Source organism: Sporosarcina sp. FSL K6-1540 (genome assembly GCF_038620285.1).
In the GTDB taxonomy this organism is placed as follows: domain Bacteria; phylum Bacillota; class Bacilli; order Bacillales_A; family Planococcaceae; genus Sporosarcina; species Sporosarcina psychrophila.
This window is the reverse complement of the sequence record NZ_CP152018.1, coordinates 139,677-162,892: the sequence shown is the minus strand read 5'-3', so window position 1 is coordinate 162,892 and position 23,216 is coordinate 139,677. Positions and strand designations below refer to the sequence as shown.

The following is a 23,216-nucleotide window of genomic DNA, read 5'->3' as shown; positions in this document are numbered from 1 at the left end:
CAGTGAAGGTGGTTTTTCATGGAAACCGTTATTTCGTTTATAATCGTATTCGGTACTTTGGTCTTTTTTCATGAACTAGGACATTTCTTGTTTGCGAAAAAGGCTGGAATCATGGTGCGTGAATTCGCAATAGGATTCGGCCCTAAAATTATTGGTATTCAAAAAGGTGAAACGTTATATACAGTTAGACTTCTGCCGCTTGGTGGTTATGTCCGGATGGCAGGGGAAGACTTTGATACGGTTGCATTACAGGCTGGTTATCGTGTAGGTCTATTAATTAATGCTGCGAATGAAGTTGAAAAGATTTACTTGAACCGCAATGTTGCGAATCCTGACGTTCTATTCCTTGAAACCGAGTCATCTGATTTGGAAAAGGAACTATTCATCGAAGGCTATGATGAAGAAGGGCAGCTTGTCCGTTACAATGTATCTAGAAAAGCGGTTATCTATGAGAAGGGGCAGAAAACACTTATTGCCCCGTATGATCGCCAATTCGAATCGAAGTCTCTCGGCGGCCGAGCAATGACTATCTTTGCAGGTCCATTGTTTAACTTTATTCTGGCGTTTTTCATATTCCTTACGATCGGACTGTTACAAGGTGTACCGACATATGAACCCGTTATTACAAACGTGGTTAGCGGTGATCCTGCACAGGTTGCTGGTATGAAAGATGGAGACTTCGTTAAAGTGGTCGATGGCAAACCCATCGAAACATGGCAGGAGTTTGCTGAAATCATTCAAAATAGTCCCGGTATACTGCTCCAGCTTGAAGTGGATCGTAACGGTGATTCGGTGATGATGGATGTTGTACCAAAGACACTTGAAGAAAAAGGTAAAGAATACGGCCAGATTGGCGTGAAGTATACAAGCCCAGTAGAGAAAGGTGCATTAAAAGCAGTTCAACATGGGGCGGAAGAAACAATTGTATGGTTTAAAAGAATAGCCGATTTACTCGGGCAGCTTGTAACAGGTCAATTGTCATTCGACGCCTTATCAGGACCTGTAGGTATTTACCAAGCTACTGGGGAAGTAGCGCAGCACGGTATATATAGTCTTATGAACTGGGCGGCAATTTTAAGCATTAACCTGGGGATTATGAACTTGTTGCCATTGCCAGCACTTGACGGCGGAAGGCTATTGTTCTTCCTGTTTGAGGCAATTCGTGGTAAGCCAATCGCCAAACAAAAAGAAGGAATGGTCCATTTCGTAGGGATTGTTCTGCTGATGTTACTTATGCTTATAGTAACCTGGAATGATATACAGCGCTTTTTCTTTTAAAGAAAAGCGCAAGGCGCCGTTTAGCCCCGACAAGCGCTGTAGGGCCAGTCGGAAAAGGCGTACTTTGCCTTTATCGACAGGACCGAAGCGACTTGGCTTAGGTCGGCACGTATCTCTGAGCGCCGTAGCGAAATAAATGGGATTCTTTATATTGACCTATATACCAAGGAATTCCAAAAACAATACTTAAGGTGGGAACATAGATGAAACAATCGCGAACATTCATACCTACGATGCGTGAAGTACCTTCTGATGCCGATGTAAAATCACATCAATTACTTTTACGCGCAGGTTTTATCCGACAAAATACAAGTGGAATTTATTCATTCCTACCTTTGGGAAAGAAAGTACTTCAAAAAGTCGAGACAATTATCCGTGAAGAGATGGAAGCAATCGAAGCTGTAGAAGTATTTATGCCTGCTATGCAACAAGCGGAACTGTGGCAGGAAACTGGCAGATGGTACTCATATGGTCCTGAGCTATTCAGAATGACTGATCGGCATAAAAGGGAATTCGCCCTCGGTGCGACTCATGAAGAAGTAATTACTTCACTTGTTCGCGATGAAGTGAAATCTTATAAGAAGCTACCACTGACAATGTTCCAAATACAGACGAAGTTCAGGGATGAACAGCGTCCACGTTTCGGACTTCTGCGAGGACGCGAATTCATCATGAAAGATGCGTATTCCTTCCATGCGACGGAAGAAAGTCTTGATGAGAAATACCAGGAAATGATGCAAGCCTATACGAATATCTTTACAAGGCTTGGGCTTGATTTCCGTGCAGTTATGGCAGACGGTGGATCAATCGGTGGTACAGATACACATGAATTCATGGCGCTGTCTGACATTGGTGAAGATACAATTGCATATAGTGATTCTTCTTCATATGCAGCTAACATTGAAATGGCTGAAGTGAATGTCAACTATGAAAAACTGGATGAAGCATTGCGGGAAGTAGAAAAAGTCGCAACGCCTGATCAAAAAACAATCAGCGAAGTTGCTTCATACCTGAATGTCGATGCAACTCGTCTTATTAAGACACTTATCTTCAAAGCAGATGATGAGCTAATCGCAGTCCTTTGTCGTGGAGATCATGAAATCAATGATATTAAGTTGAAAAATGTACTTGGGGCCTCAGAAGTTGAGTTCGCAGCTGAAGGTGATGTTACTGAGCTTCTTTCTTGTGGGGTTGGTTCAATCGGGCCAGTTAAACTTCCTCTTGATCTTAAAGTGATTGCAGATCACTCAGTCGCATCAATCGTCAACGGTGTATGCGGAGCAAACGAAGACGGTTTCCATTTGACAAATGTCAATCCAGAACGTGATTTTGCTGTGGATCGCTATGAAGATCTTCGTTTCATCCTCGAAGGAGACGCGTCTCCGGATGGCAAGGGTACCATTAAGTTTGCCAAAGGAATTGAACTTGGACATATATTCAAATTAGGTACGACATATAGTGAACCGATGGGCGGAACATTCCTTGATGAAAACGGCAGATCGAAACCGTACATCATGGGCTGTTATGGCATTGGCGTATCACGTATACTTGCAGCTGTTGCGGAACAGTTCAATGATGAGTACGGATTGAAATGGCCGAAGAAGATTGCGCCATTTGATGTCCATCTAATTGCCGTAAATCTTAAAGATGAAAGTCAGAAAGAATTGGCTGACGAATTATATAGTGTTCTAAAATCTTACAGATATGATGTCCTGTATGATGATCGTCCTGAACGTGCAGGGGTTAAATTCGCAGATTCAGATTTAATTGGTCTACCGATTCGCATTACAATCGGGAAAAGAGCTTCAGAAGGAATTGTCGAAATCAAATTCAGACAAACCGGGGAAACTGCTGAATGGCAAAAAGAAGAACTAACTGAAAAGTTACAAGCATTTTTCACAGCTGAATAACTATTGAGAAGGGAAGGCCGCATGTCGGTACTTCCCTTCTTTTTCGAAAGATTAAGAAAGAATGTGTTTTTTGACCTAGAACAGTGTCTAGCTCCAGGCGCCAGCCGCTCGGTCATAAGCAATCCAGCTATGTGGCAAAGAGCGCCACGTCCCTGGATCGACTTATGCCTGTCGCGTCCAGACGGCGCCTTGCGCTTTTCTTACTGATGAAGGATTGGAGAGGCTTATGGACGCTATAAATAAACTATATATCTTGCTGCAACAAATCGAGATGACAGATGATCAATATGTCATTCACTTTGAACATGCGGAACTTAACCGTGTGAACATTCACCGAAAATCAAGAGTGTGGCAATTTAATTTAACGCTCGACAAGCCATTACCAGTAGATGTCTATACAGTGTTTTCGCAACGTATCAATAAAACATTTGCGGCAATTGCGAGGGTTAAGCTTCATATTACATCCAGAAACCAGGAAGTAGATGGGCAATTACTAACGGATTATTGGCCATTTATCATCGAAGAGTTGAGTGATATGTCTCCGCCAATCAGAGAACTTCTTATTGGACAAAAGCCGGTCATGACGGGTGGTAAAATGACGCTTTCTTGTACGAATGATTTGGAACTACAAATGATGAAAGGCAAATATGCTGGACTCATCACGGATGTGTATACATCATTCGGATTTCCGCGGCCTGTCGTCGATTTCAAATTGACAGATGAAGATAGCGGAGCGGAAGCTGCCCGTGAAGCATTTATGGCGCAACGGCTAGCGGAAGAGGAAGCGTATGGTAAAAAAGCGCTTGAAGATTTAAAACTAAGGGAAACATCCCAGAAAGAAAGTGGCACTGTATCTGGACCATTCCGTCTCGGAACGCCAATTAAACCAGATGAGCCTATGCTCGAAATTCAGCAAATTCAGGACGAAGAACGTCGCGTGACAATAGAAGGCTATGTGTTTGATACGGATGTTCGTGAACTGCGGAGTGGACGCTCACTGTTGACGATTAAAGTAACAGATTACACGGATTCAATTCTTGTTAAAATGTTCTCGCGTGATAACGAAGATGCGGAAATGATGAAGGCGCTGAAAAAAGGGACATGGATTCGAGCCCGCGGCGGTATCCAAAACGATACGTTCGTACGGGATCTTATTATGATGGCTCAAGACGTTATGGAAGTGTCTCCTATTATCAGACAAGACAAGGCGCCGAAGGACCGAAAACGGATTGAACTGCATGCACACACGACGATGAGTCAGATGGATGCCGTTGTATCTGCATCTGCACTTGTTGAACAAGCGGCGAAATGGGGACACCCCGCAATCGCAATTACAGATCACGCGAACGTTCAATCATTTCCAGAGGCGTATAACGCTGGGAAAAAACATGGTGTGAAAGTCATTTTCGGACTAGAAGCAAATCTAGTTGATGACGGAGTGCCTATCGTTTTTGATGAACAGCATAGAAAGCTTGAAGATGATTCATTTGTTGTATTTGACGTTGAGACGACAGGGCTTTCAGCAGTGTATGACAGAATCATCGAGCTGGCTGCAGTCAGAGTGAAAAATGGTGAGATTATTGAGACGTTCGAAAGATTCTCAAATCCGCATCATCCGCTATCATCGACAACGACCAGATTGACGGGAATTACCGACGAAATGGTAAAAAATGCACCGGAAATTGAGGATGTCACGAAAGATTTCGTCGAATTTATTGGCGATTCGATTCTTGTTGCTCATAATGCGAAATTCGATATGGGCTTCTTTTATCAAGCATGTAAAAAGGCGGACTTGGAAGCCGCGGCCTATCCGGTTATCGATACGCTCGAACTGGCCCGCTTCTTGTACCCAGAAATGGGTAATCACAGGCTTGGTACGTTAGCGAAAAAGTTCGGAATCGAACTGACTCAGGCTCACCGAGCAATCTATGATACCGAAGCGACTGCACATCTGTTCCTTCGTTTGTTAAAAGATGCGGAAAGCAAAGGCATCGAATACTTGGATGACTTTAACCGCCATATTGGTGAAGGTGACGTCTACAAACGGTCCCGTCCATCGCATTGTACACTTTTAGCGGTGGATGATGAAGGATTGAAAAACCTGTTCAAACTTGTTTCGTACTCACATATGGATTATTTCTACCGTATTCCGCGTATTCCGCGTTCATTGCTAGTTAAATACCGTAAAGGGCTGCTTGTTGGCTCTGGTTGTGATAAAGGTGAAGTGTTCGAGGGGCTTATGCAGAAACCGATGGAAGAAGTAGAGGAAATTGCGAAGTTTTATGATTACCTTGAAGTCCATCCCAAACCAGTTTATTCGCATTTGCTTGAACTTGAATTGATTCGCGATGAGTGGAATATGGAAGACATAATGCGGAAACTAATCAAGCTTGGAAAAAAGGTTGGTTTACCCGTTTGTGCAACTGGAAATGTCCATTACATTGATGAAACGGATGCAACATTCCGCCAAGTACTTGTCAGATCACAAGGTGGAGCCAATCCGATGAACAGGCATTCGCTACCGGCGGTCCAATTCCGGACGACGGATGAGATGCTGGAAGAGTTTGCGTTTCTAGGTCAAGAAGTCGCGGAAGAAATAGTCATCGACAACCCGCATGCAATTTTAGAAAGAATCGGTAACGTAAAGCCAATCAAAGATGATCTTTATACCCCTACAATCGAAGGTGCGGATGAAGAAGTACGTGAACTGACGTATTCAATGGCGCACGGAATCTATGGTGAGCAATTGCCGGAAATCATCGAAGCACGTATTGAAAAAGAACTAAAATCGATTATTGGTCACGGCTTTGCGGTTATCTACCTTATTTCGCATAAACTCGTGAAGAAATCGCTAGATGAAGGGTATCTGGTTGGGTCTCGGGGGTCTGTCGGTTCGTCGCTTGTTGCTACGATGATGGAAATCACCGAAGTAAATCCAATGCCGCCACATTATATTTGTCCGACCTGTAAGGTAGCCGAGTTTTTCGATGATGGATCTGTCAGTTCTGGCTACGATCTTCCAGACAAAATGTGCCCAACATGCGAAACGCCATTCAAAAAAGATGGTCAGGATATCCCGTTTGAAACTTTCCTTGGATTTAATGGGGATAAAGTTCCCGATATTGACCTCAACTTCAGTGGTGATTATCAAGCACATGCTCATAATTATACGAAGGAACTGTTCGGTGAAGATTTTGTTTATCGTGCAGGGACGATTGGAACAGTCGCTGAGAAGACCGCCTATGGCTATGTACGCGGCTATATGAATGATAATAATTTGAACTTCCGTGGCGCTGAAATTGATCGACTGGTACAAGGTTGTTCAGGCGTTAAAAGGAATACGGGGCAGCATCCCGGTGGAATTATCGTTGTTCCGGATGATATGGATATATTCGATTTTACACCCATTCAGTTTCCGGCGAATGATTTGAATTCGAGTTGGAAGACGACTCATTTTGACTTCCATTCCATTGACAATAACTTGTTGAAACTCGATATTCTTGGTCATGATGATCCGACAATGATTAAAATGTTGCAGGATTTATCCGGCATTGATCCACTTACGATTCCACCGGATGATAAAGGCGTCATGGAATTATTCAGCGGTACAACTTCGCTTGGCGTCACTCCGGAGCAAATCGGTTGTAAGACGGGTACGCTTGGTGTGCCTGAGTTTGGGACAAGATTCGTACGGCAGATGCTTGAAGAAACGAAGCCATCGACGTTTTCGGAACTGATTCAAATTTCCGGATTGTCTCATGGTACGGACGTTTGGCTCGGCAACGCCCAGGAATTGATTCAGAACAAAACTTGCGAATTGAAAGACGTTATTGGTTGTCGTGATGATATTATGGTGTACCTGATCTATCAAGGGCTAGATCCGTCGATGGCCTTTCAGATTATGGAATTTGTCCGTAAAGGCCGCGGGTTGACACCGGAGTTTGAAGCGGAAATGAAAGCTCAAAGCGTACCTAACTGGTACATTGAATCTTGTAAAAAGATTAAATACATGTTCCCGAAAGCACACGCAGCTGCCTATGTATTGATGGCGCTACGCATCGCATACTTCAAAGTGCATCATCCAATTCTGTACTATGCAACATACTTCACAATACGGGCAACGGACTTCGATCTACTGACGATGACGAAGGGGTCTGCGTCGGTTAGAGCGCAAGTTAAAGAGATTAATGCAAAAGGGCTTGATGCAACGCCGAAAGAAAAGAGCTTGCTCACGGTACTTGAAATTGCGCTGGAAATGTGGGAGCGCGGTATTTCATTGGCAAGACCAGATTTGTATAAATCCGACGCAACAACATTCCTTATTGAAGGCGATACACTGATTCCGCCATTTAATTCAGTTCCTTCTCTTGGAACGAACGTTGCGAATTCAATTGTTGAAGCAAGGAAAGACGGAGAATTTCTTTCGAAAGAAGATTTCCAACAGCGCGGCCGTGTTTCGAAGACAATTGTCGAGTATATGGACGCATTAGGTTGTTTGGAAGGTATGCCTGATGCGAATCAGCTGTCCCTCTTCTAGGATTTTTGCTGGGTTTTTCGAAATACAATATGTAGCGTTGTTTAACATCTATTGTATAATCCCCGCAAAGGAAGCTGGAATTATGCAAACAAACCGAACTCTTCTTGTTCGGTTTGTTTGCACCAGCAAATATCGTATGGTATGATGGGAACAACTTTTGTAATAGTCTTGCGCAAAAAGAGTGGGATTTCCCGCTCTTTTCTGTTGTTCTGTACTGTTTTTTAATTTTATTTGGTAGAAGTTCAGGCTTTCATCAAATAAAGTTAGAGCCTCCGGCGGATGCCACAGATTTTGTAGTGAATTAAATCTACCTAATCTTGGCGCAAATACGCCGAGGCGTATTTGATTAATATTTCGGGAGGGCTAAGATGAGTAATATTACGGAAGAAGTCGCAAAAATCGCCGGTCCAATTGTAGAGGAACTAGAATTGGAACTTGTCGATGTAGAGTTCGTTAAAGAAGGAAGAGACTGGTTTTTACGGGTCTATATTGATACACCTAACGGAAGCATCGATATTGATCAGTGCTCTCAAGTTAGTGAAAAGTTGAGTGAAGAGCTTGACCGTACTGATCCAATTCCGCAAAACTACTTTCTTGAAGTGTCTTCACCAGGCGCAGAGCGTCCGTTGAAGAAGGAAGAAGATTTTCAAAAAGCGATTGGACAGTTCGTATTCATTAAAACGTACGAAGCCATTAAAGATATGAAAGAGTTCGAAGGTTATTTATTGGCATATGGTCCTGAAGGCGCTGAAGTTGAAATGCGCATTAAGACTAGAAAAATAAAAGTTGTAATCGAACTGGATAAAATCGCACTTGCCCGTTTGGCAATCGACTTTTCCGCATAATTGAATAGTAGGAGTGATTAACATGAGTAGTGATCTACTCGATGCATTGACAGCCTTAGAAAAGCAAAAAGGTATTTCTAGGGACGTATTAGTGGAAGCAATCGAAGCGGCACTTGTAACCGCATATAAACGCAATTTTAATCAGGCACAAAATGTGCGCGTTGACTTGAACCTTGATAAAGGAACAATGAAAGTTTATTCAAGAAAAGACGTTGTCGAAGAAGTCGAAGATGAGCGTCTACAAATCAGTCTTGAAGATGCACATAAAATCAACCCATCTTATGAACTTGAAGATGTTGTTGAAGAAGAAGTGACGCCACGCGACTTTGGTCGTGTTGCAGCACAAACTGCGAAGCAAGTTGTTACGCAGCGTGTGAGGGAAGCGGAACGTGGCATCATCTATGAAGAGTACGTCGATAGGGAAGATGATATCGTCAACGGTATTGTTGAACGCCTTGACGCACGAAATTTGTATGTTGGTCTTGGGAAAGTCGAAGCTGTTTTACCAGTAGGGGAACAGATCCCGACAGAAAAGTATCAACCCCATGATCGTATCAAAGTCTATATTACAAAAGTTGAACGTACATCACGTGGTCCGCAAGTGTTCGTATCAAGAACACATCCAGGACTTCTTCGCAGACTGTTTGAAGTTGAGGTTCCTGAAATCTTTGAAGGTATCGTTGAAATCAAATCGATTGCACGAGAAGCGGGAGATCGTTCTAAAATTTCAGTTCATACGAATAATGATGCAGTAGATCCGGTTGGTTCATGTGTAGGCGCAAGAGGTGCACGGGTTCAATCGATTTCAAATGAACTAAATGGCGAGAAAATCGATATCGTCGAATGGTCAGAGGATCCAGCTATATTCGTAGCAAATGCACTGAGTCCTTCAAAAGTAATTGACGTTCAGGTAAATGAAGAAGATCGATCGACAACGGTTGTTGTACCTGACTATCAATTGTCACTTGCTATCGGGAAACGTGGTCAAAACGCTAGACTTGCTGCCAAGATGACTGGTTGGAAAATCGACATTAAGAGCGAAACGGATGCACGCGAACTTGGGATTTATCCGTCAGCCACTAGTGCGTTAATCATAGAACAAGTCCAGTTGGATGGGGACGCGAACGAAAGCGACCCGTACTTCGTTGAAGATGAAGTAACAGAAGACGTTGGAACTGAAACAATCGATCTGTATACGGATACGGAAAACGAAGACTGAGAGGAAAGGTTGAGCACACATGACAAACATGAAAAAAATTCCTTTGCGTAAATGTGCGGCGACAGGCAATATGTTTCCCAAAAAGGAAATGATTCGCATCGTCCGCCCGAAAGAAGGGGAAGTTTCAGTCGATCTCACTGGCAAGAAATCAGGCCGCGGGACATATGTGTCAAAATCCGAAGAAGCAGTTGAATCCGCGCGCCGTAACAGATCGATTGAAAGTCAACTTGGAACGGCCGTACCTGAACAGGTATTTGAGGATCTTCTCCACGCGATCCGCCGGGAGGCATTAAAATGACAGATCCGAAAAAGATTTATCAAATGCTTGGCATGGCGGCGCGGGCAAGAATGCTTATTATGGGTGAAGATTTGGTTGTTCGGGAAATTCGTGCCGGCAAAGCACGTCTTGTAATTATTTCAGAAGACGCATCTAAAAATACATTGAAGAAATTAACTGATAAAAGTGCATTTTACAACGTTGAGAAGCATGTTTTCGGGACTCGAGAAGAGCTTGGACATGCAGTTGGAAAAGAGTCGCGAGTGGTGCTTGCGCTAACGGACAGCGGTTTTGCTAAAAAGGTGTCCGGGCTACTCAACGAATATAACCGGGGGTGGACTAATGACGAAAATACGAGTACACGAATACGCGAAACAAGTGAATCGGACGAGTAAAGAAGTTATTGATGAGCTTGGAAAGATAAATGTAAGTGTTACAAATCATATGTCGACATTAGATAATGATTCGATTACAAAGCTGAATAGTAAATTCAGTGGCAATGTCACTAAACCAAGTGCGCCAAAAGTAGAAACGAAGGGTGCTGAACAAAAAATGGCTCCAAAACCATCACAAGGTTCGACAGGCGGCAATCGCCCAGCGCAAGGCTCAACAGGCGGCAATCGCCCATCACAAAGCTCAACAGGCGGCAATCGCCCATCACAAGGCTCAACAGGCGGCAATCGCCCATCACAAAGCTCAACAGGCGGCAACCGTCCATCACAAAGCTCAACAGGTGGCAACCGTCCATCACAAAGCTCAACAGGTGGCAATCGCCCATCACAAAGCTCAACAGGTGGCAACCGTCCAGCACAAAGTTCAACAGGTGGCAACCGTCCAGCACAAAGTTCAACAGGTGGCAATCGCCCATCACAAAGCTCAACAGGTGGCAACCGTCCAGCACAAAGTTCAACAGGCGGCAACCGTCCAGCGCAAAGCTCAACGGGTAGCAATCGCCCAGCGCAAGGTTCAACAGGTGGCAACCGTCCAGCACAAGGCGCACCAAGTGGACAAGGCGGACGCCCAGGTGGCGGAGGTCCAAGTCGTCCAGGTGGCGGTCGCGGTGGACGTCCACCGGCACGTGGTATAAACCAAGGGCGTAGAAGATATCGTCCAGCGAACCCGATTCCAAAAGTGGAAAAACCGTTACCGGAAAAAATCACTTTCTACGAATCACTGTCAGTTGCTGAACTAGCGAACAAACTAGGCCGGGAACCGTCTGGAATCATCAAAAAACTCTTCATGCTTGGTATCATGGCTACAATCAACCAAGAATTGGACAAAGATGCGATTGAACTCATCTGCGCAGATTATGAAGTTGAAGTAGAAGAAGAAATTCGTATCGATGTAACTGATCTTGAAACGTACTTTGAGGAGCATGAAGAAACAGCTATTGCTTCAATTGAACGTCCTCCAGTCGTTACAATCATGGGGCATGTTGACCACGGTAAAACGACACTTCTAGACTCGATTCGTAATACGAAAGTTACACAAGGCGAAGCGGGCGGTATCACACAGCATATTGGTGCCTACCAAATCGAAGAAAAGGGCAAGAAAATAACATTCCTTGATACACCAGGTCACGCGGCGTTCACAACGATGCGTGCACGCGGTGCGAAAGTGACTGATATTACGATTCTTGTTGTAGCAGCGGATGATGGTGTTATGCCACAAACAATCGAAGCAATCAACCATGCGAAAGCGGCTGAAGTTCCGATTATCGTTGCAGTGAATAAGATGGATAAGCCTTCTGCAAATCCAGACCGTGTTATGCAAGAATTAACAGACCAAGGACTTGTTGCTGAAGCATGGGGCGGAGATGCAATTTTCGTACCAATCTCAGCATTAAAAGGCGAAGGAATTGACCAGTTGATTGAAATGGTTCTTCTTGTTGCCGAAGTCGCTGAACTAAAAGCTGATCCAAACATCCGCGCACGCGGAAGTGTTATTGAAGCTTCTCTTGATAAAGGTCGCGGTGCTGTTGCAACGCTTCTTGTACAAGACGGAACGCTTCGTGTAGGTGATCCAATCGTAGTTGGTAACACATACGGTCGTGTACGTGCGATGGTAAGTGACATTGGACGCCGCGTGAAAGAAGCTGGCCCATCTACACCGATTGAAATTACAGGGTTAAGCGATGTACCTCAAGCTGGAGATCGTTTTGTTGTCTTTGAAGACGAGAAAACAGCACGCCAAATCGGGGAAACTAGAGCTGGTGAAGCGCTGCAAGATCAACGCGTTGAGAAAACACGTGTAACACTTGATAACTTGTTTGATCATATGAAACAAGGCGAAATCAAAGAATTGAACTTAATCGTAAAAGCAGACGTACAAGGTACGGTTGAAGCGATGGCATCTTCACTTATGAAAATTGAAGTTGAAGGCGTCAACGTTAAAATCATCCACACAGGTGCTGGCGCGATTAATGAATCTGATATTTCACTTGCTGCTGCATCAAATGCTATCGTTATTGGATTCAACGTTCGTCCAGATGTCAACGCGAAACGCGCGGCTGAAGAAGAAGGCGTTGAAATCAGACAACACCGTGTTATCTATAAAGTGATTGAAGAAATCGAATTGGCAATGAAGGGTATGCTTGACCCTGAATACGAAGAAAAAGTTATCGGCCAAGTTGAAGTACGCGAAACAATTAAAGTGTCTAAAATCGGAACGATTGCGGGAAGCTATGTGACGAGCGGTAAGATTACTCGTGATTCAAGCGTTCGTATCGTTCGCGACAACATCGTCATCTTCGAAGGCGAAATAGATACATTGAAACGCTTTAAAGACGATGCAAAAGAAGTAGCAAAAGGCTATGAATGTGGAATTACAATCAAAAACTTTGACGATATACATGTAGACGACGTTATCGAAGCCTTCATCATGGAAGAAATTAAACGAGTATGATTGTCTATGCGGAATGTTCATTCTTCATTCCGGAGGCGGCTTCATTGAAAGAGAAGCGGTCTGTTTTAAAACGGATGACGGACAGAGTCAAAAATGACTATAATGTCTCCATCTCAGAACTAGATCATCAGGATCTGTGGCAACGAACAACAATCGCTCTTGTTGCTGTTGCCTCATCAAAAGATGCAGCTGAGCGTGAGGTTAGGCGGGCAATCCGACTTTTGGAGTCAAATCCAGAATGGGAATTGTCCAACTTAACGCTCGACTATTATTAAAACGGGATTGGGGTGACCATCCATGACAATGCGTGCTAATCGTGTTGCAGAGCAGATGAAAAAAGAGCTTGGTGAAATCATCGGTCAAAAAATTAAAGATCCACGAATCGGTTTTGTTACAGTAACTGATGTCGAGGTGACTGGTGATCTTCAACATGCAACGATTTACATTTCTGTTCTTGGAAAAGATTCGGAAAAAAAGGATACACTAAGAGGGCTGAATCAGGCGAAAGGATATATTCGTACTGAAATCGGCCAGCGAATCAGGCTTCGGATAACACCCGAACTTAAGTTCGAATATGATACTTCCGTTGCATACGGAACTCGAATCGAATCACTTCTTAAACAGGTGAAAAACGAAGACAATGAAGTAGAAAAAGAGTAGGGTGCCGCTAAGATACGACGGGCATAAAGTGGGCCAGCGTCGCGGGGTACTATCCGCAGAGCTGGACTGATTTATGACCCTAGCATCTGGTACCCGGGGTCTAGCCAGTGGAAAAAGAGTAGGGTGTCGCTAAGATGCTTTATGACCTTGCATCTGGTACCTGGAGACTAGCCAGTAACAAAAAGGAGGAAGTCGGTGTCCACAAGGACTTTCCGGCTTCCTCCTTTTTACATATAGTAAGAATTGTGAAGGTGGTGGCGTGTATGAATGGAATACTTCCCCTGTGGAAGGAAAAAGGAATGACTTCGCATGATTGTGTATTCAAGTTGCGGAAGATTCTCGGTACGAAAAAAGTGGGACATACCGGTACACTTGATCCAAGCGTAGAGGGCGTATTGCCGATTTGTCTAGGACAGGCAACAAAGGTCGCTGAATATATAACAGATTCTGGCAAAGAATATATTGCGGTTGTATCCATTGGGACTGCAACTGAAACGGAAGATGCGGATGGAGCAGTCGTAGCTTCGGATTTATCACCAAAACATATTACACGAACGGAAATTGAAGCAGCGCTCGCCAAATTGACAGGCGAAATCGTCCAAATTCCACCGATGTATTCTGCTGTAAAAGTGAATGGTAAAAAGTTATATGAATATGCTCGAAAAGGCATTGAAGTTGAAAGGCCTGAACGGAAAGTGTTCATTCGTGAAATCGAATTGTTGGATCCTGTACAATGGTATGAAGGTGAAACAGTTTCATTCCGCATCCGAGTTGCTTGCGGCAAAGGAACGTACATCCGCACGCTTGCAGTCCAGATAGGGGAGCTACTGGGTTTCCCGGCGCATATGGCCGCATTAGTCCGTACATCGTCAGGAACGTACGTGCAGGACGATTGCCGTACATTGGATGAAGTGAGGGCTCTTCAAGAAGAAGGGCAAATAGCCTCGATACTTCGTCCGCTTGAAGATGCACTAAGTGATTTTACTGCGATTGAAATCCCTGAGGAGCTTCTGGAGAAAGTAGAAAATGGACAAGTGTTGCCGGAGCATCCACTGCTGGACACGGAAGAGGCACTCGTGTTTATGAATGAAGGCAAGGCACTTGCAGTATACAGGAAGCATCCTACCAAGCTTGGTCTTATGAAGCCTGAAAAGATGTTTCCATTGAACAGGTAAGGGGCGATACTAATGGACATCTACAAATTGCATTATCCAGAAACAATTACGATTGACGATGATGCGAATTACTCCCTTGCGATTGGTTTCTTTGACGGCTTGCATAGAGGTCATCAGACAGTGATCAACGAAGCGAAAAGAAAGGCCGAAGAACTAGGTATCCGCTCGGCTGTTATGACATTCGATCCGCATCCCTCTCATCTATTTGGTGATGGTGAAAATAAGGTAGGTTATATTACGCAGTATAAGGAAAAAGCTAGGCTACTTAGTGCAATGGGGATCGATGCTTTGTTCATCGTAACGTTTGACTGGGCACTTGCTTCGCTTTCGCCTAAGCAATTCGTAGATATTTTCTTGAAGGAACTACATGTTTTGCATGTTACTGCAGGGTTTGATTTTACATTCGGTTCGAAGGGCGCGGGCACCATGGAGCAGATGGCTGCTTTGTCAGACGGGGCATTCGGTACAACTGTTATCGAAAAAGTAACAGATGATGAGCAAAAGATTTCCTCAACACGGATTCGTGAGCTTTTGTCTAAAGGTAATGTTGAAGAGACAGAATTGCTTCTTGGCAGACCTTTTCGGACAGTGGGTATAGTCGTTGACGGCGAGAAAAGAGGAAGGCTGCTCGGATTCCCCACTGCCAACGTTATGCCAGAGAAAAGTACAGTGTTGCCTGCAAATGGCGTCTATGCAGTGCGTTTTACTGTGGATGAACAAACATATGAAGGTGTGTGTAATGTTGGCGTTAAACCGACGTTCCATGATCCAAGTGATAGACAGGCCGTCGTAGAAGTGCATGTACTCGATTTTACCGGAGACCTCTATGGGAAAGAAGCATTTGTAGACTGGGTGGGACATATCCGCCCTGAGCAAAAATTCGGTTCCATTGATCTGCTTGTCGAACAGATCGCCAAAGACAAAAAAAGCGCACAAGAGATTCTAGCAGCACGCGGATGATTGTTGCATTTCCAAAATAGGCGTGGTACTATAAATACGTGCCAATGTGCACAAACCATTCCTTGGCATCGCGAATCACCAACGCTTGCTCGGGAACCGGGGATATCTTACTATATGGAGGTGAAGAAGATGGCTATCACACAAGAACGTAAAAATGAATTGATCAGTGAATACAAAATTCATGATACTGATACTGGATCAGCAGATGTACAAATCGCTGTCCTTACAGAAGAGATCAATAACCTGACAGAACATTTCCGTCTTCATAAGAAAGACAACCACTCACGTCGTGGTCTTTACAAAATGATCGGAACTCGTAAAAGACTTTTGAGATACTTACGAGACAATGAAGTTCAGCGTTACCGTGATCTTATTGCTAAACTCGGCCTTCGCCGTTAATAAGATGACTATCGAAAGTGGGCCTCGTGCCCGCTTTTTTTTGTACGTATTTTTAATTGCGTTTAACTCGTTATGACCGCCATGGGCCCTATTATGCTCGCCATGAACTTACTCGTAAAAAACCATGTCAATGCCTTTACTTTGAACATAAAGCACTACGACATGCTTATGCATTCACAGTGGCGTTGTATTAGTAGGTGGCAGTCTCCCGCCCTAAGACTGGCGGCGAGGCAGATTGCAGGAATTCTTTATGTCCTTTACTTCCGTGTTTCATTTCCTACAAAAAAGTCCATAACACCACTAATTTCGCCCATTCTATACTAGAAACCACAATAAAGTGGTATACTGTACAAATGTGCCATGATGACGGTTAATGATGATAAAAACTTGTGTTCACTGAGCGCTATCACTTACACTACTACTAAGTACATACACGTATACAGTCGAGGCTGGGATATGGAGAGGGGTTCAATTATGACCGAGAAAAAAGTTTATACACTAGATTGGGCAGGACGACCGTTGACAATTGAAACGGGACAACTTGCTAAACAGGCTAACGGAGCAGTACTTGTACGCTACGGGGAAACAACAGTACTTTCAACTGCAACATCTTCTAAAAATTCACGAGGATTAGATTTCTTCCCTCTTACAGTGAATTATGAAGAACGCATGTATGCTGTTGGGAAAATTCCAGGTGGCTTCATTAAACGTGAAGGACGTCCATCAGAAAAAGCGGTCTTAACGAGCCGACTAATCGACCGTCCAATCCGTCCTTTATTCGCAGACGGGTTCCGCAATGATGTACAAGTTATTTCACTTGTTATGTCAGTTGATCAAGATTGTTCATCTGAAATGGCAGCAATGCTCGGTTCTTCACTTGCATTGTCGATTTCTGACATTCCTTTCGAAGGACCAATCGCTGGTATTCAAATTGGATTAATCGACGGGAAATTCATCGTTAACCCAACACCGGCACAATTGGAGAAGAGTGAACTTGACCTTGTTGTCGCTGGTACGAAAGATGCGATCAACATGGTTGAAGCAGGCGCACAAGAAGTTGCGGAAGATATCATTCTTGAAGCAATTATGTTCGGACACGGTGAAATCATTAAACTGATTGAATTCCAAGAAAAAATCATTGCTGAAGTCGGCAAAGCGAAAACGGAAGTTGCACTATTCACATTGGATGAAACAATTATGTCCGATATTAAAAATAGCTGTGAAACCGATCTTGTTAATGCAATCCAAACTGTTGAGAAGCATGCGCGTGAAGATGCTATCAATGCAGTGAAAAACGAAGTAATCGAACGCTACAAAGAAAACGAAGCGGACGATGCGACGATGAAACAAGTAAAAGGCGTTTTGGATTATATGGTTAAAGAAGAAGTACGTCGCCTTATTACGGATGAAAAAATCCGTCCTGATGGCCGTGGCCTTGACGAAATTCGTCCACTTGCATCTGAAGTAGGCATCTTGCCACGTACGCACGGTTCAGGTCTCTTTACTCGCGGACAAACGCAAGCGCTTAGTGTTTGTACACTTGGAGCCCTTGGTGAAGTACAAATCATCGATGGTCTTGGTCTTGAAGAAACAAAACGTTTCATGCACCATTATAACTTCCCGAACTTCAGTGTTGGTGAAACGGGTCCAATCCGTGGACCAGGACGTCGTGAAATTGGGCACGGTGCACTTGGGGAACGCGCATTATCAGCGGTTATCCCGAATGATACTGATTTCCCGTACACAATTCGTCTAGTAGCTGAAGTACTCGAGTCAAACGGTTCATCTTCACAAGCATCGATCTGTGCGTCAACAATGGCCATGTTAGATGCGGGTGTTCCACTTAAAGCTCCAGTTGCGGGTATCGCAATGGGTCTTGTGAAAAAAGGGGACAACTACTCTGTTCTTTCCGATATTCAAGGGATGGAAGATCATCTTGGCGATATGGACTTCAAAGTAGCAGGAACTGACAAAGGAATCACTGCGCTTCAAATGGATATTAAAATCGATGGTCTTTCACGTGAAATCTTGGAAGAAGCATTGACACAAGCAAAAGTAGGTCGCTTGAAAATTCTAAACCATATGATCACAGCAATTTCAGGACCGCGTGAAGAGCTTTCAGAATATGCTCCGAAAATTATCGTTATCAAAATCAATCCAGACAAGATTCGTGACGTAATTGGGCCAGGCGGAAAAGTCATCAACAAGATCATCGAAGAGACGAATGTTAAAATCGATACTGAACAAGATGGTACGATTTATATCTCTTCTCCAAACAATGAAATGAATACCAAAGCGAAAGCGATGATTGAGAATATCGTTCGCGAAGCAAAAGTTGGCGAATACTATATGGCGAAAGTGAAACGCATTGAGAAATTCGGTGCCTTCCTTGAACTATTCCCAGGTAAAGACGGACTGCTCCACGTTTCTGAAATTGCAGAAGAGCGGACTAAAGTGGTTGAAGATGTCTTGAAAATGGGCGATGAAATGTTCGTAAAAGTAACTGAAGTTGATAACCAAGGACGCGTTAACTTGTCTAGAAAAATTGTCATTCTTGAAGAAAAAGAAGCAGCTGAAAAAGCGAATAGCTGAATCGACATACAGCACTAGAATGGAAAGCCCCTCTTCAAGTGAAGATGAGGGGCTTTTTCTTCATTGTCCAGTCTCTAGCGACCACACGCTCGGGTCATAAGTCAATCGGGAGGGATTGAACTGCATCCCTCCTTGTTGTCGCAGGACGCGGCGACTTTAGACTGCCTTCCTCTTGTGGTGAACTTAAGCTGAGTTCTCTAACTCGGTCCGCTTGCGCTTTTCTTCATCCATCAAATATACTATAAAAATAGAATAGAGTTTAAAAGGGGGATTCCAAGAATGATAGAAACACATGTATGCCGAAATGGCGTCAGAATCGTCCATGAAAAAATGCCGCATGTACGCTCGGTTGCATTAGGGATATGGGTAGGTGCAGGTTCAGGAGATGAGATGGAATCAGAAGCTGGAATCGCTCATTTTATTGAACATATGCTCTTTAAAGGAACGCCATCACGAAGTGCGCGCACGATAGCAGAGGAATTTGATCGGATTGGCGGAGACGTTAACGCCTTCACATCGAAAGAGATGACTTGTTATTACACGACGGTACTCGGACACCAGGCACCTCGCGCGCTATCCATCTTAACGGATATGTTTTTCAATTCGACGTTTGATGAAGTAGAAATTGAGAAAGAAAAGTCGATTGTCCTTGATGAAATTGCAGCAGTCGAAGATGCACCGGATGATGATGTAGACGAACGGTTATGGAGCGTTATGTTTCCAGAACAACCGATTGGTAAACCAGTTCTCGGTGATGAATCGACAATCAATACGTTCAACCGCAAAATGATAGATGACTTCATGGGTCGCACGTATACGCCTGATCAAGTTGTTATTTCAGTAGCTGGCAACTATGACAATCGATTAATACAGCTGATTGAAGTTCAATTCGGTTCATTCAAAAAGGACGAGAAGATTGAACGGGCGACACCAGTAGCGTTACCTGAATTCCACGGCGGTATTACGCTGAAAGAAAAAGATATTGAACAAGCCCATATCTGTCTTGGCTTTACAGGGCTTACTGTAGACGATAAACGAATTCCAGAGTTGATTGTGTTAGATAGCATAATAGGCGGCTCGATGTCCTCGCGACTATTTCAGGAAGTCCGTGAAGAACGTGGTTTGGCCTACTCAATTCATTCCTATTTCTCCGCGTATAAAACGACGGGTGCATTCATGATATACGGTGGAACTTCCCCAGAGAATCTCAGAGAATTGTCCGATACGATTGATGAAGTAATTCAATCGATATTGACGGCAGGCGTTACAGAAAACGAATTGCATAATGCGAAAGAGCAGTTAAAAGGCGGGTTCCTGCTAGGTCTTGAAAGTTCAGAAGCAAGGATGCACCGCAACGGTAAAAATGAACTCATTTTAGAGGAGCATAAATCAGTCGATGAAGTTGTAGCTCTTATCGATAATATCGAATTAAATCAGGTTTATAGAATGGCAAACGACATCTTTAGTGGGCAACGGGCAACATCCATCATCGCCCCAAAGGATGTTCTAAAAGAATTTAATAGATGATTGCTAGCGTTAGTCAGTTTTCCCGTGCTCATCTCATATGATGGATGGAGACGAAGGAAAGGGGAATGACGATGCTACTTTCAGAACTTGCTCAGAAGGAGCTTATTCAAGTTGAGGACGGGGTCCGCTATGGTTATTTGGCGGATACCGACCTTATTTTTAACGGGAGAACAGGGGATATTATCGGATTTGAAATAAAGAAGAAGTTCGGTCGGTTTTCATTCAAGAACCGTCAAGAACCTTCGGATGAATTCATACCTTGGCACGAAATTGTCTTGATTGGAGAACATCGTATTCTATTCGGAAAAACGCATAGTATGGATGAGTTGGCTAGCGATGAAAGATAATAACTGGCTCTTCATAGGGACGGACAGCAGATTGGCGGCTTGCAGCGACATCATGTTTGAAAGAGGATTTGCCACTCAACACATTGGAACCGATCATTATTCGGATGAACTTGGTGAAGTGATTGCGAACTATTCGCCAAGGCAAATTGTTTTCCCGATTTTACAAATGAAAAACGAAATTCCTCCTTTATTGCTAGAAGAGGGAACGGAACTCTATACAGGAGTCGCCTCGGAACCATGGCTGAAGCCTCTAAGAGAGGAAGGATTGTCACTCCATTGCTATCTAAAAGAAGAGCAATTCATCTGGCAAAATGCGAAGCTGACTGCCGAGGGATTCATCCATGAATACTATGCGCGCACAAAACGGTGCATTTCAGGGACTCCTTTCTCCGTGGCGGGCTTCGGCAAGGTTGGTAAGGCGACAGCACATGCATTGGCATCTTTAGGGGCTGTTGTGACTGTCGTTGCTAGGTCTGAAGCTCAGATTGGTGAAGCTTGTTATCACGGATATAAGACGGAGCAGTTAACGGACGATTGGGCAATGAAAGAGGGAATGCTGATTAACACGATTCCCGCAAAATGGCTTGTGGCTACTGAGAACCCCAGACTGCACATTTATGACCTTGCGTCAGCCCCGGGCTGCCTAAAGGCGCAACTTTCATCTGAATACTATACAGTACTCCTCGGATTACCGGGAAAACACTTTCCTGTAGATGCAGCAATCGCTTTGGCGGATGCGCTCGAGAGAATGTATAGAAGATGAAAGGGGAACACGATGCTAAAGGGAAAGAGGATAGGCCTTGGGATTACGGCGTCACATTGTACGTATGAGGAAATTATACCAGTCATTGATGCGCTAAAAGACGCGGGAGCAACCGTTGTGCCCGTTATCACTCACTCTGTTTTGACAGCCGCAACGCGTTTCGGAACTGGGGAAGAATGGATTGCACGAATTGAAGCCGCAACGGGTGAAAAAGTTATCTCTACAATTGTAGGAGCTGAACCATTCGGACCGAAAACTCCTGTCGATTGTATGGTTATCGCACCGATGACTGGGAATTCCATGAGCAGATTTGCTAACGCGGCAACAGATTCACCTGTCTTAATGGCTGCAAAAGCTACGTTACGGAATGAAAGTCCAGTACTTATAGGTATTTCAACAAACGATGCACTTGGCTTAAACGCAATGAACCTCATGAAGCTACTCAATATGAAAAATGTGTTTTTCATCCCTTTTGGGCAAGATGATCCAGTAAAAAAACCAAATTCACTTATCTCCGATTTCACGCTTATGGTACCTGCTACAGCTGCAGCTCTTGAAAAAAGACAACTTCAACCGTTATTAATTATTCATGACAAAAAATAAAAATACAGAGCAGAATAATCGGATATATGATATAATTCCTCCAATGAACTGCTAACGATGTAAGGGACAGAAGTATTTATGTTAATCATGCTGTTTTTTGTAGCAATTTGGAAAACAGTATAAAAAATGCATGTCCTGATTATTTATGCATCCGTATAAGCTGAAAGGGAGATAGAGATGAAAAAGGTTAATGTTGCAATAGTCGGTGCTACGGGAGCTGTGGGTACAAAAATTCTTGAAAAATTACTTGAACGTAATTTTCCAGTCCAATCAATTAAGCTGCTAGCCTCTAAGCGATCTGCAGGTGCAGAAATTACGGCAGGTGGCCATAAATATATTGTTGAAGAAACGGTTCCAGAATCATTCGAAGGCATTGACATCGCATTTTTCAGTGCGGGCGGATCTATTTCAGAAAAGTTTGCACATGAAGCAGTAAAAAGAGGAGCGGTCGTCATTGATAATACGAGCGCATTCCGGATGATAGAAGACATTCCGTTAGTTGTTCCTGAAGTGAACGCGGGAGCTTTAAGCGGACATACAGGAATCATTGCCAACCCAAACTGTTCGACGATTCAAATGGTGACTGCGCTGCAACCGATTCGTGAGAAGTTTGGATTGGATCGAATTATTGTTTCAACGTATCAGGCAGTATCAGGTGCCGGATCTGAAGCAATTGAAGAGTTGGAAAGTCAAAGTTTGCAGTTTGAAAACCGCTCGAAAATAGAAGCAGCTATTTTACCATCTGCTTCAGCAGAACGGCATTATCCAATCGCATTCAATGCGATTCCTCAAATTGATGCCTTCGATGCTTCAGGATATACACTTGAAGAGCTCAAAATGATGAATGAAACCAAAAAAATATTTGGTGATCAGAAATTGTCCGTGTCAGCGACATGTGTACGTCTACCTGTCGTAACAGGGCATTCTGAGTCGGTTTATATTGAAATTGGTAAAGAGGGAGTTTCTGTAGAAGAACTTCACGCTCTACTTGAAAATGCACCAGGCGTCGTCGTCCAAGACGATCCATCTAAACAATTGTATCCGATGCCATTATTTGCAGAAGGAAAAGACGAAGTGTTTGTGGGCCGTATAAGAAAAGACCCAGAACACCCGGCTGGATTCCATCTGTGGATTGTATCGGACAATCTCCTAAAAGGGGCGGCACTTAATTCGGTGCAAATCGCAGAAACTCTGCTTAACTAATAAAACAAAGTAAAGGG

Annotated in this window: 19 protein-coding genes; all 19 read left to right on the top strand. The window is 43.8% G+C overall.

Going from position 1 to position 23,216, the window contains the following annotated elements; genetic code table 11:
• Positions 1 to 18 precede the first annotated feature (18 nt).
• The 19 genes from rseP to MKY15_RS00645 all read left to right on the top strand — a co-directional run bounded on the left by rseP (position 19) and on the right by MKY15_RS00645 (position 23,199).
• A complete protein-coding gene (gene rseP / locus MKY15_RS00735) occupies positions 19 to 1,278 on the top strand; it encodes an RIP metalloprotease RseP (RefSeq protein WP_338655896.1) in 1,260 nt (419 codons plus the stop codon).
• Positions 1,279 to 1,481: 203 nt separating this feature from the next.
• Positions 1,482 to 3,188, top strand: a complete 1,707-nt coding sequence (locus MKY15_RS00730) for a proline--tRNA ligase (RefSeq protein WP_067211165.1) — start codon at positions 1,482 to 1,484, stop codon at positions 3,186 to 3,188.
• Between the two features lie 226 nt (positions 3,189 to 3,414).
• Positions 3,415 to 7,725, top strand: a complete 4,311-nt coding sequence (locus MKY15_RS00725; RefSeq protein ID WP_067211163.1) for a PolC-type DNA polymerase III — start codon at positions 3,415 to 3,417, stop codon at positions 7,723 to 7,725.
• Between the two features lie 368 nt (positions 7,726 to 8,093).
• Positions 8,094 to 8,570 (top strand): ribosome maturation factor RimP, encoded by a 477-nt coding sequence (rimP, locus tag MKY15_RS00720; protein ID WP_067211160.1) that lies wholly within the window; start codon positions 8,094 to 8,096, stop codon positions 8,568 to 8,570.
• Positions 8,571 to 8,592: 22 nt separating this feature from the next.
• The gene (gene nusA / locus MKY15_RS00715) at positions 8,593 to 9,789 is read left to right on the top strand and encodes a transcription termination factor NusA (protein ID WP_187045374.1); all 1,197 of its coding nucleotides are present in this window, start codon (positions 8,593 to 8,595) and stop codon (positions 9,787 to 9,789) included.
• 19 nt (positions 9,790 to 9,808) lie between these two features.
• Positions 9,809 to 10,087 (top strand): YlxR family protein, encoded by a 279-nt coding sequence (locus tag MKY15_RS00710; RefSeq protein WP_067211155.1) that lies wholly within the window; start codon positions 9,809 to 9,811, stop codon positions 10,085 to 10,087.
• Positions 10,084 to 10,461, top strand: a complete 378-nt coding sequence (locus tag MKY15_RS00705) for a YlxQ family RNA-binding protein (RefSeq protein ID WP_067211153.1) — start codon at positions 10,084 to 10,086, stop codon at positions 10,459 to 10,461. The genes MKY15_RS00710 and MKY15_RS00705 overlap by 4 nt, the downstream gene beginning before the upstream one ends.
• The gene (gene infB / locus MKY15_RS00700; protein WP_342538731.1) at positions 10,409 to 12,970 is read left to right on the top strand and encodes a translation initiation factor IF-2; all 2,562 of its coding nucleotides are present in this window, start codon (positions 10,409 to 10,411) and stop codon (positions 12,968 to 12,970) included. The genes MKY15_RS00705 and infB overlap by 53 nt, the downstream gene beginning before the upstream one ends.
• Positions 12,967 to 13,245: a DUF503 domain-containing protein gene (locus tag MKY15_RS00695; protein WP_067211147.1), complete on the top strand. Its 279-nt coding sequence runs from the start codon at positions 12,967 to 12,969 to the stop codon at positions 13,243 to 13,245. Before infB ends, MKY15_RS00695 begins: the two co-directional genes overlap by 4 nt.
• A 22-nt stretch (positions 13,246 to 13,267) precedes the next feature.
• Positions 13,268 to 13,630 (top strand): 30S ribosome-binding factor RbfA, encoded by a 363-nt coding sequence (rbfA, locus tag MKY15_RS00690; RefSeq protein ID WP_067211145.1) that lies wholly within the window; start codon positions 13,268 to 13,270, stop codon positions 13,628 to 13,630.
• Between the two features lie 263 nt (positions 13,631 to 13,893).
• Positions 13,894 to 14,805 (top strand): tRNA pseudouridine(55) synthase TruB, encoded by a 912-nt coding sequence (gene truB, locus MKY15_RS00685; protein WP_340740388.1) that lies wholly within the window; start codon positions 13,894 to 13,896, stop codon positions 14,803 to 14,805.
• 12 nt (positions 14,806 to 14,817) lie between these two features.
• Positions 14,818 to 15,765 carry a bifunctional riboflavin kinase/FAD synthetase gene (locus MKY15_RS00680; protein WP_342538729.1) on the top strand — a complete coding sequence of 316 codons (948 nt, stop codon included), beginning with the start codon at positions 14,818 to 14,820 and terminating at the stop codon, positions 15,763 to 15,765.
• A 129-nt stretch (positions 15,766 to 15,894) separates the two neighbouring features.
• Positions 15,895 to 16,164, top strand: coding sequence for a 30S ribosomal protein S15 (gene rpsO / locus MKY15_RS00675; protein ID WP_067211137.1), 270 nt, complete (start codon positions 15,895 to 15,897; stop codon positions 16,162 to 16,164).
• 474 nt (positions 16,165 to 16,638) lie between these two features.
• Positions 16,639 to 18,756: a polyribonucleotide nucleotidyltransferase gene (pnp, locus tag MKY15_RS00670; RefSeq protein ID WP_067211135.1), complete on the top strand. Its 2,118-nt coding sequence runs from the start codon at positions 16,639 to 16,641 to the stop codon at positions 18,754 to 18,756.
• Between the two features lie 279 nt (positions 18,757 to 19,035).
• Entirely contained in the window at positions 19,036 to 20,283 is a 1,248-nt protein-coding gene (locus tag MKY15_RS00665) for a pitrilysin family protein (protein ID WP_342538728.1), read from the top strand.
• 71 nt (positions 20,284 to 20,354) lie between these two features.
• Positions 20,355 to 20,630 (top strand): YlmC/YmxH family sporulation protein, encoded by a 276-nt coding sequence (locus MKY15_RS00660; protein WP_067211130.1) that lies wholly within the window; start codon positions 20,355 to 20,357, stop codon positions 20,628 to 20,630.
• Positions 20,620 to 21,393 carry a dipicolinate synthase gene (locus tag MKY15_RS00655; protein ID WP_342538727.1) on the top strand — a complete coding sequence of 258 codons (774 nt, stop codon included), beginning with the start codon at positions 20,620 to 20,622 and terminating at the stop codon, positions 21,391 to 21,393. Before MKY15_RS00660 ends, MKY15_RS00655 begins: the two co-directional genes overlap by 11 nt.
• Before the next feature lie 12 nt (positions 21,394 to 21,405).
• Positions 21,406 to 21,996: a dipicolinate synthase subunit B gene (locus MKY15_RS00650; RefSeq protein WP_187045368.1), complete on the top strand. Its 591-nt coding sequence runs from the start codon at positions 21,406 to 21,408 to the stop codon at positions 21,994 to 21,996.
• A gap of 177 nt (positions 21,997 to 22,173) precedes the next feature.
• Positions 22,174 to 23,199 carry an aspartate-semialdehyde dehydrogenase gene (locus MKY15_RS00645; RefSeq protein WP_067211122.1) on the top strand — a complete coding sequence of 342 codons (1,026 nt, stop codon included), beginning with the start codon at positions 22,174 to 22,176 and terminating at the stop codon, positions 23,197 to 23,199.
• The last annotated feature ends 17 nt before the right edge of the window (positions 23,200 to 23,216 follow it).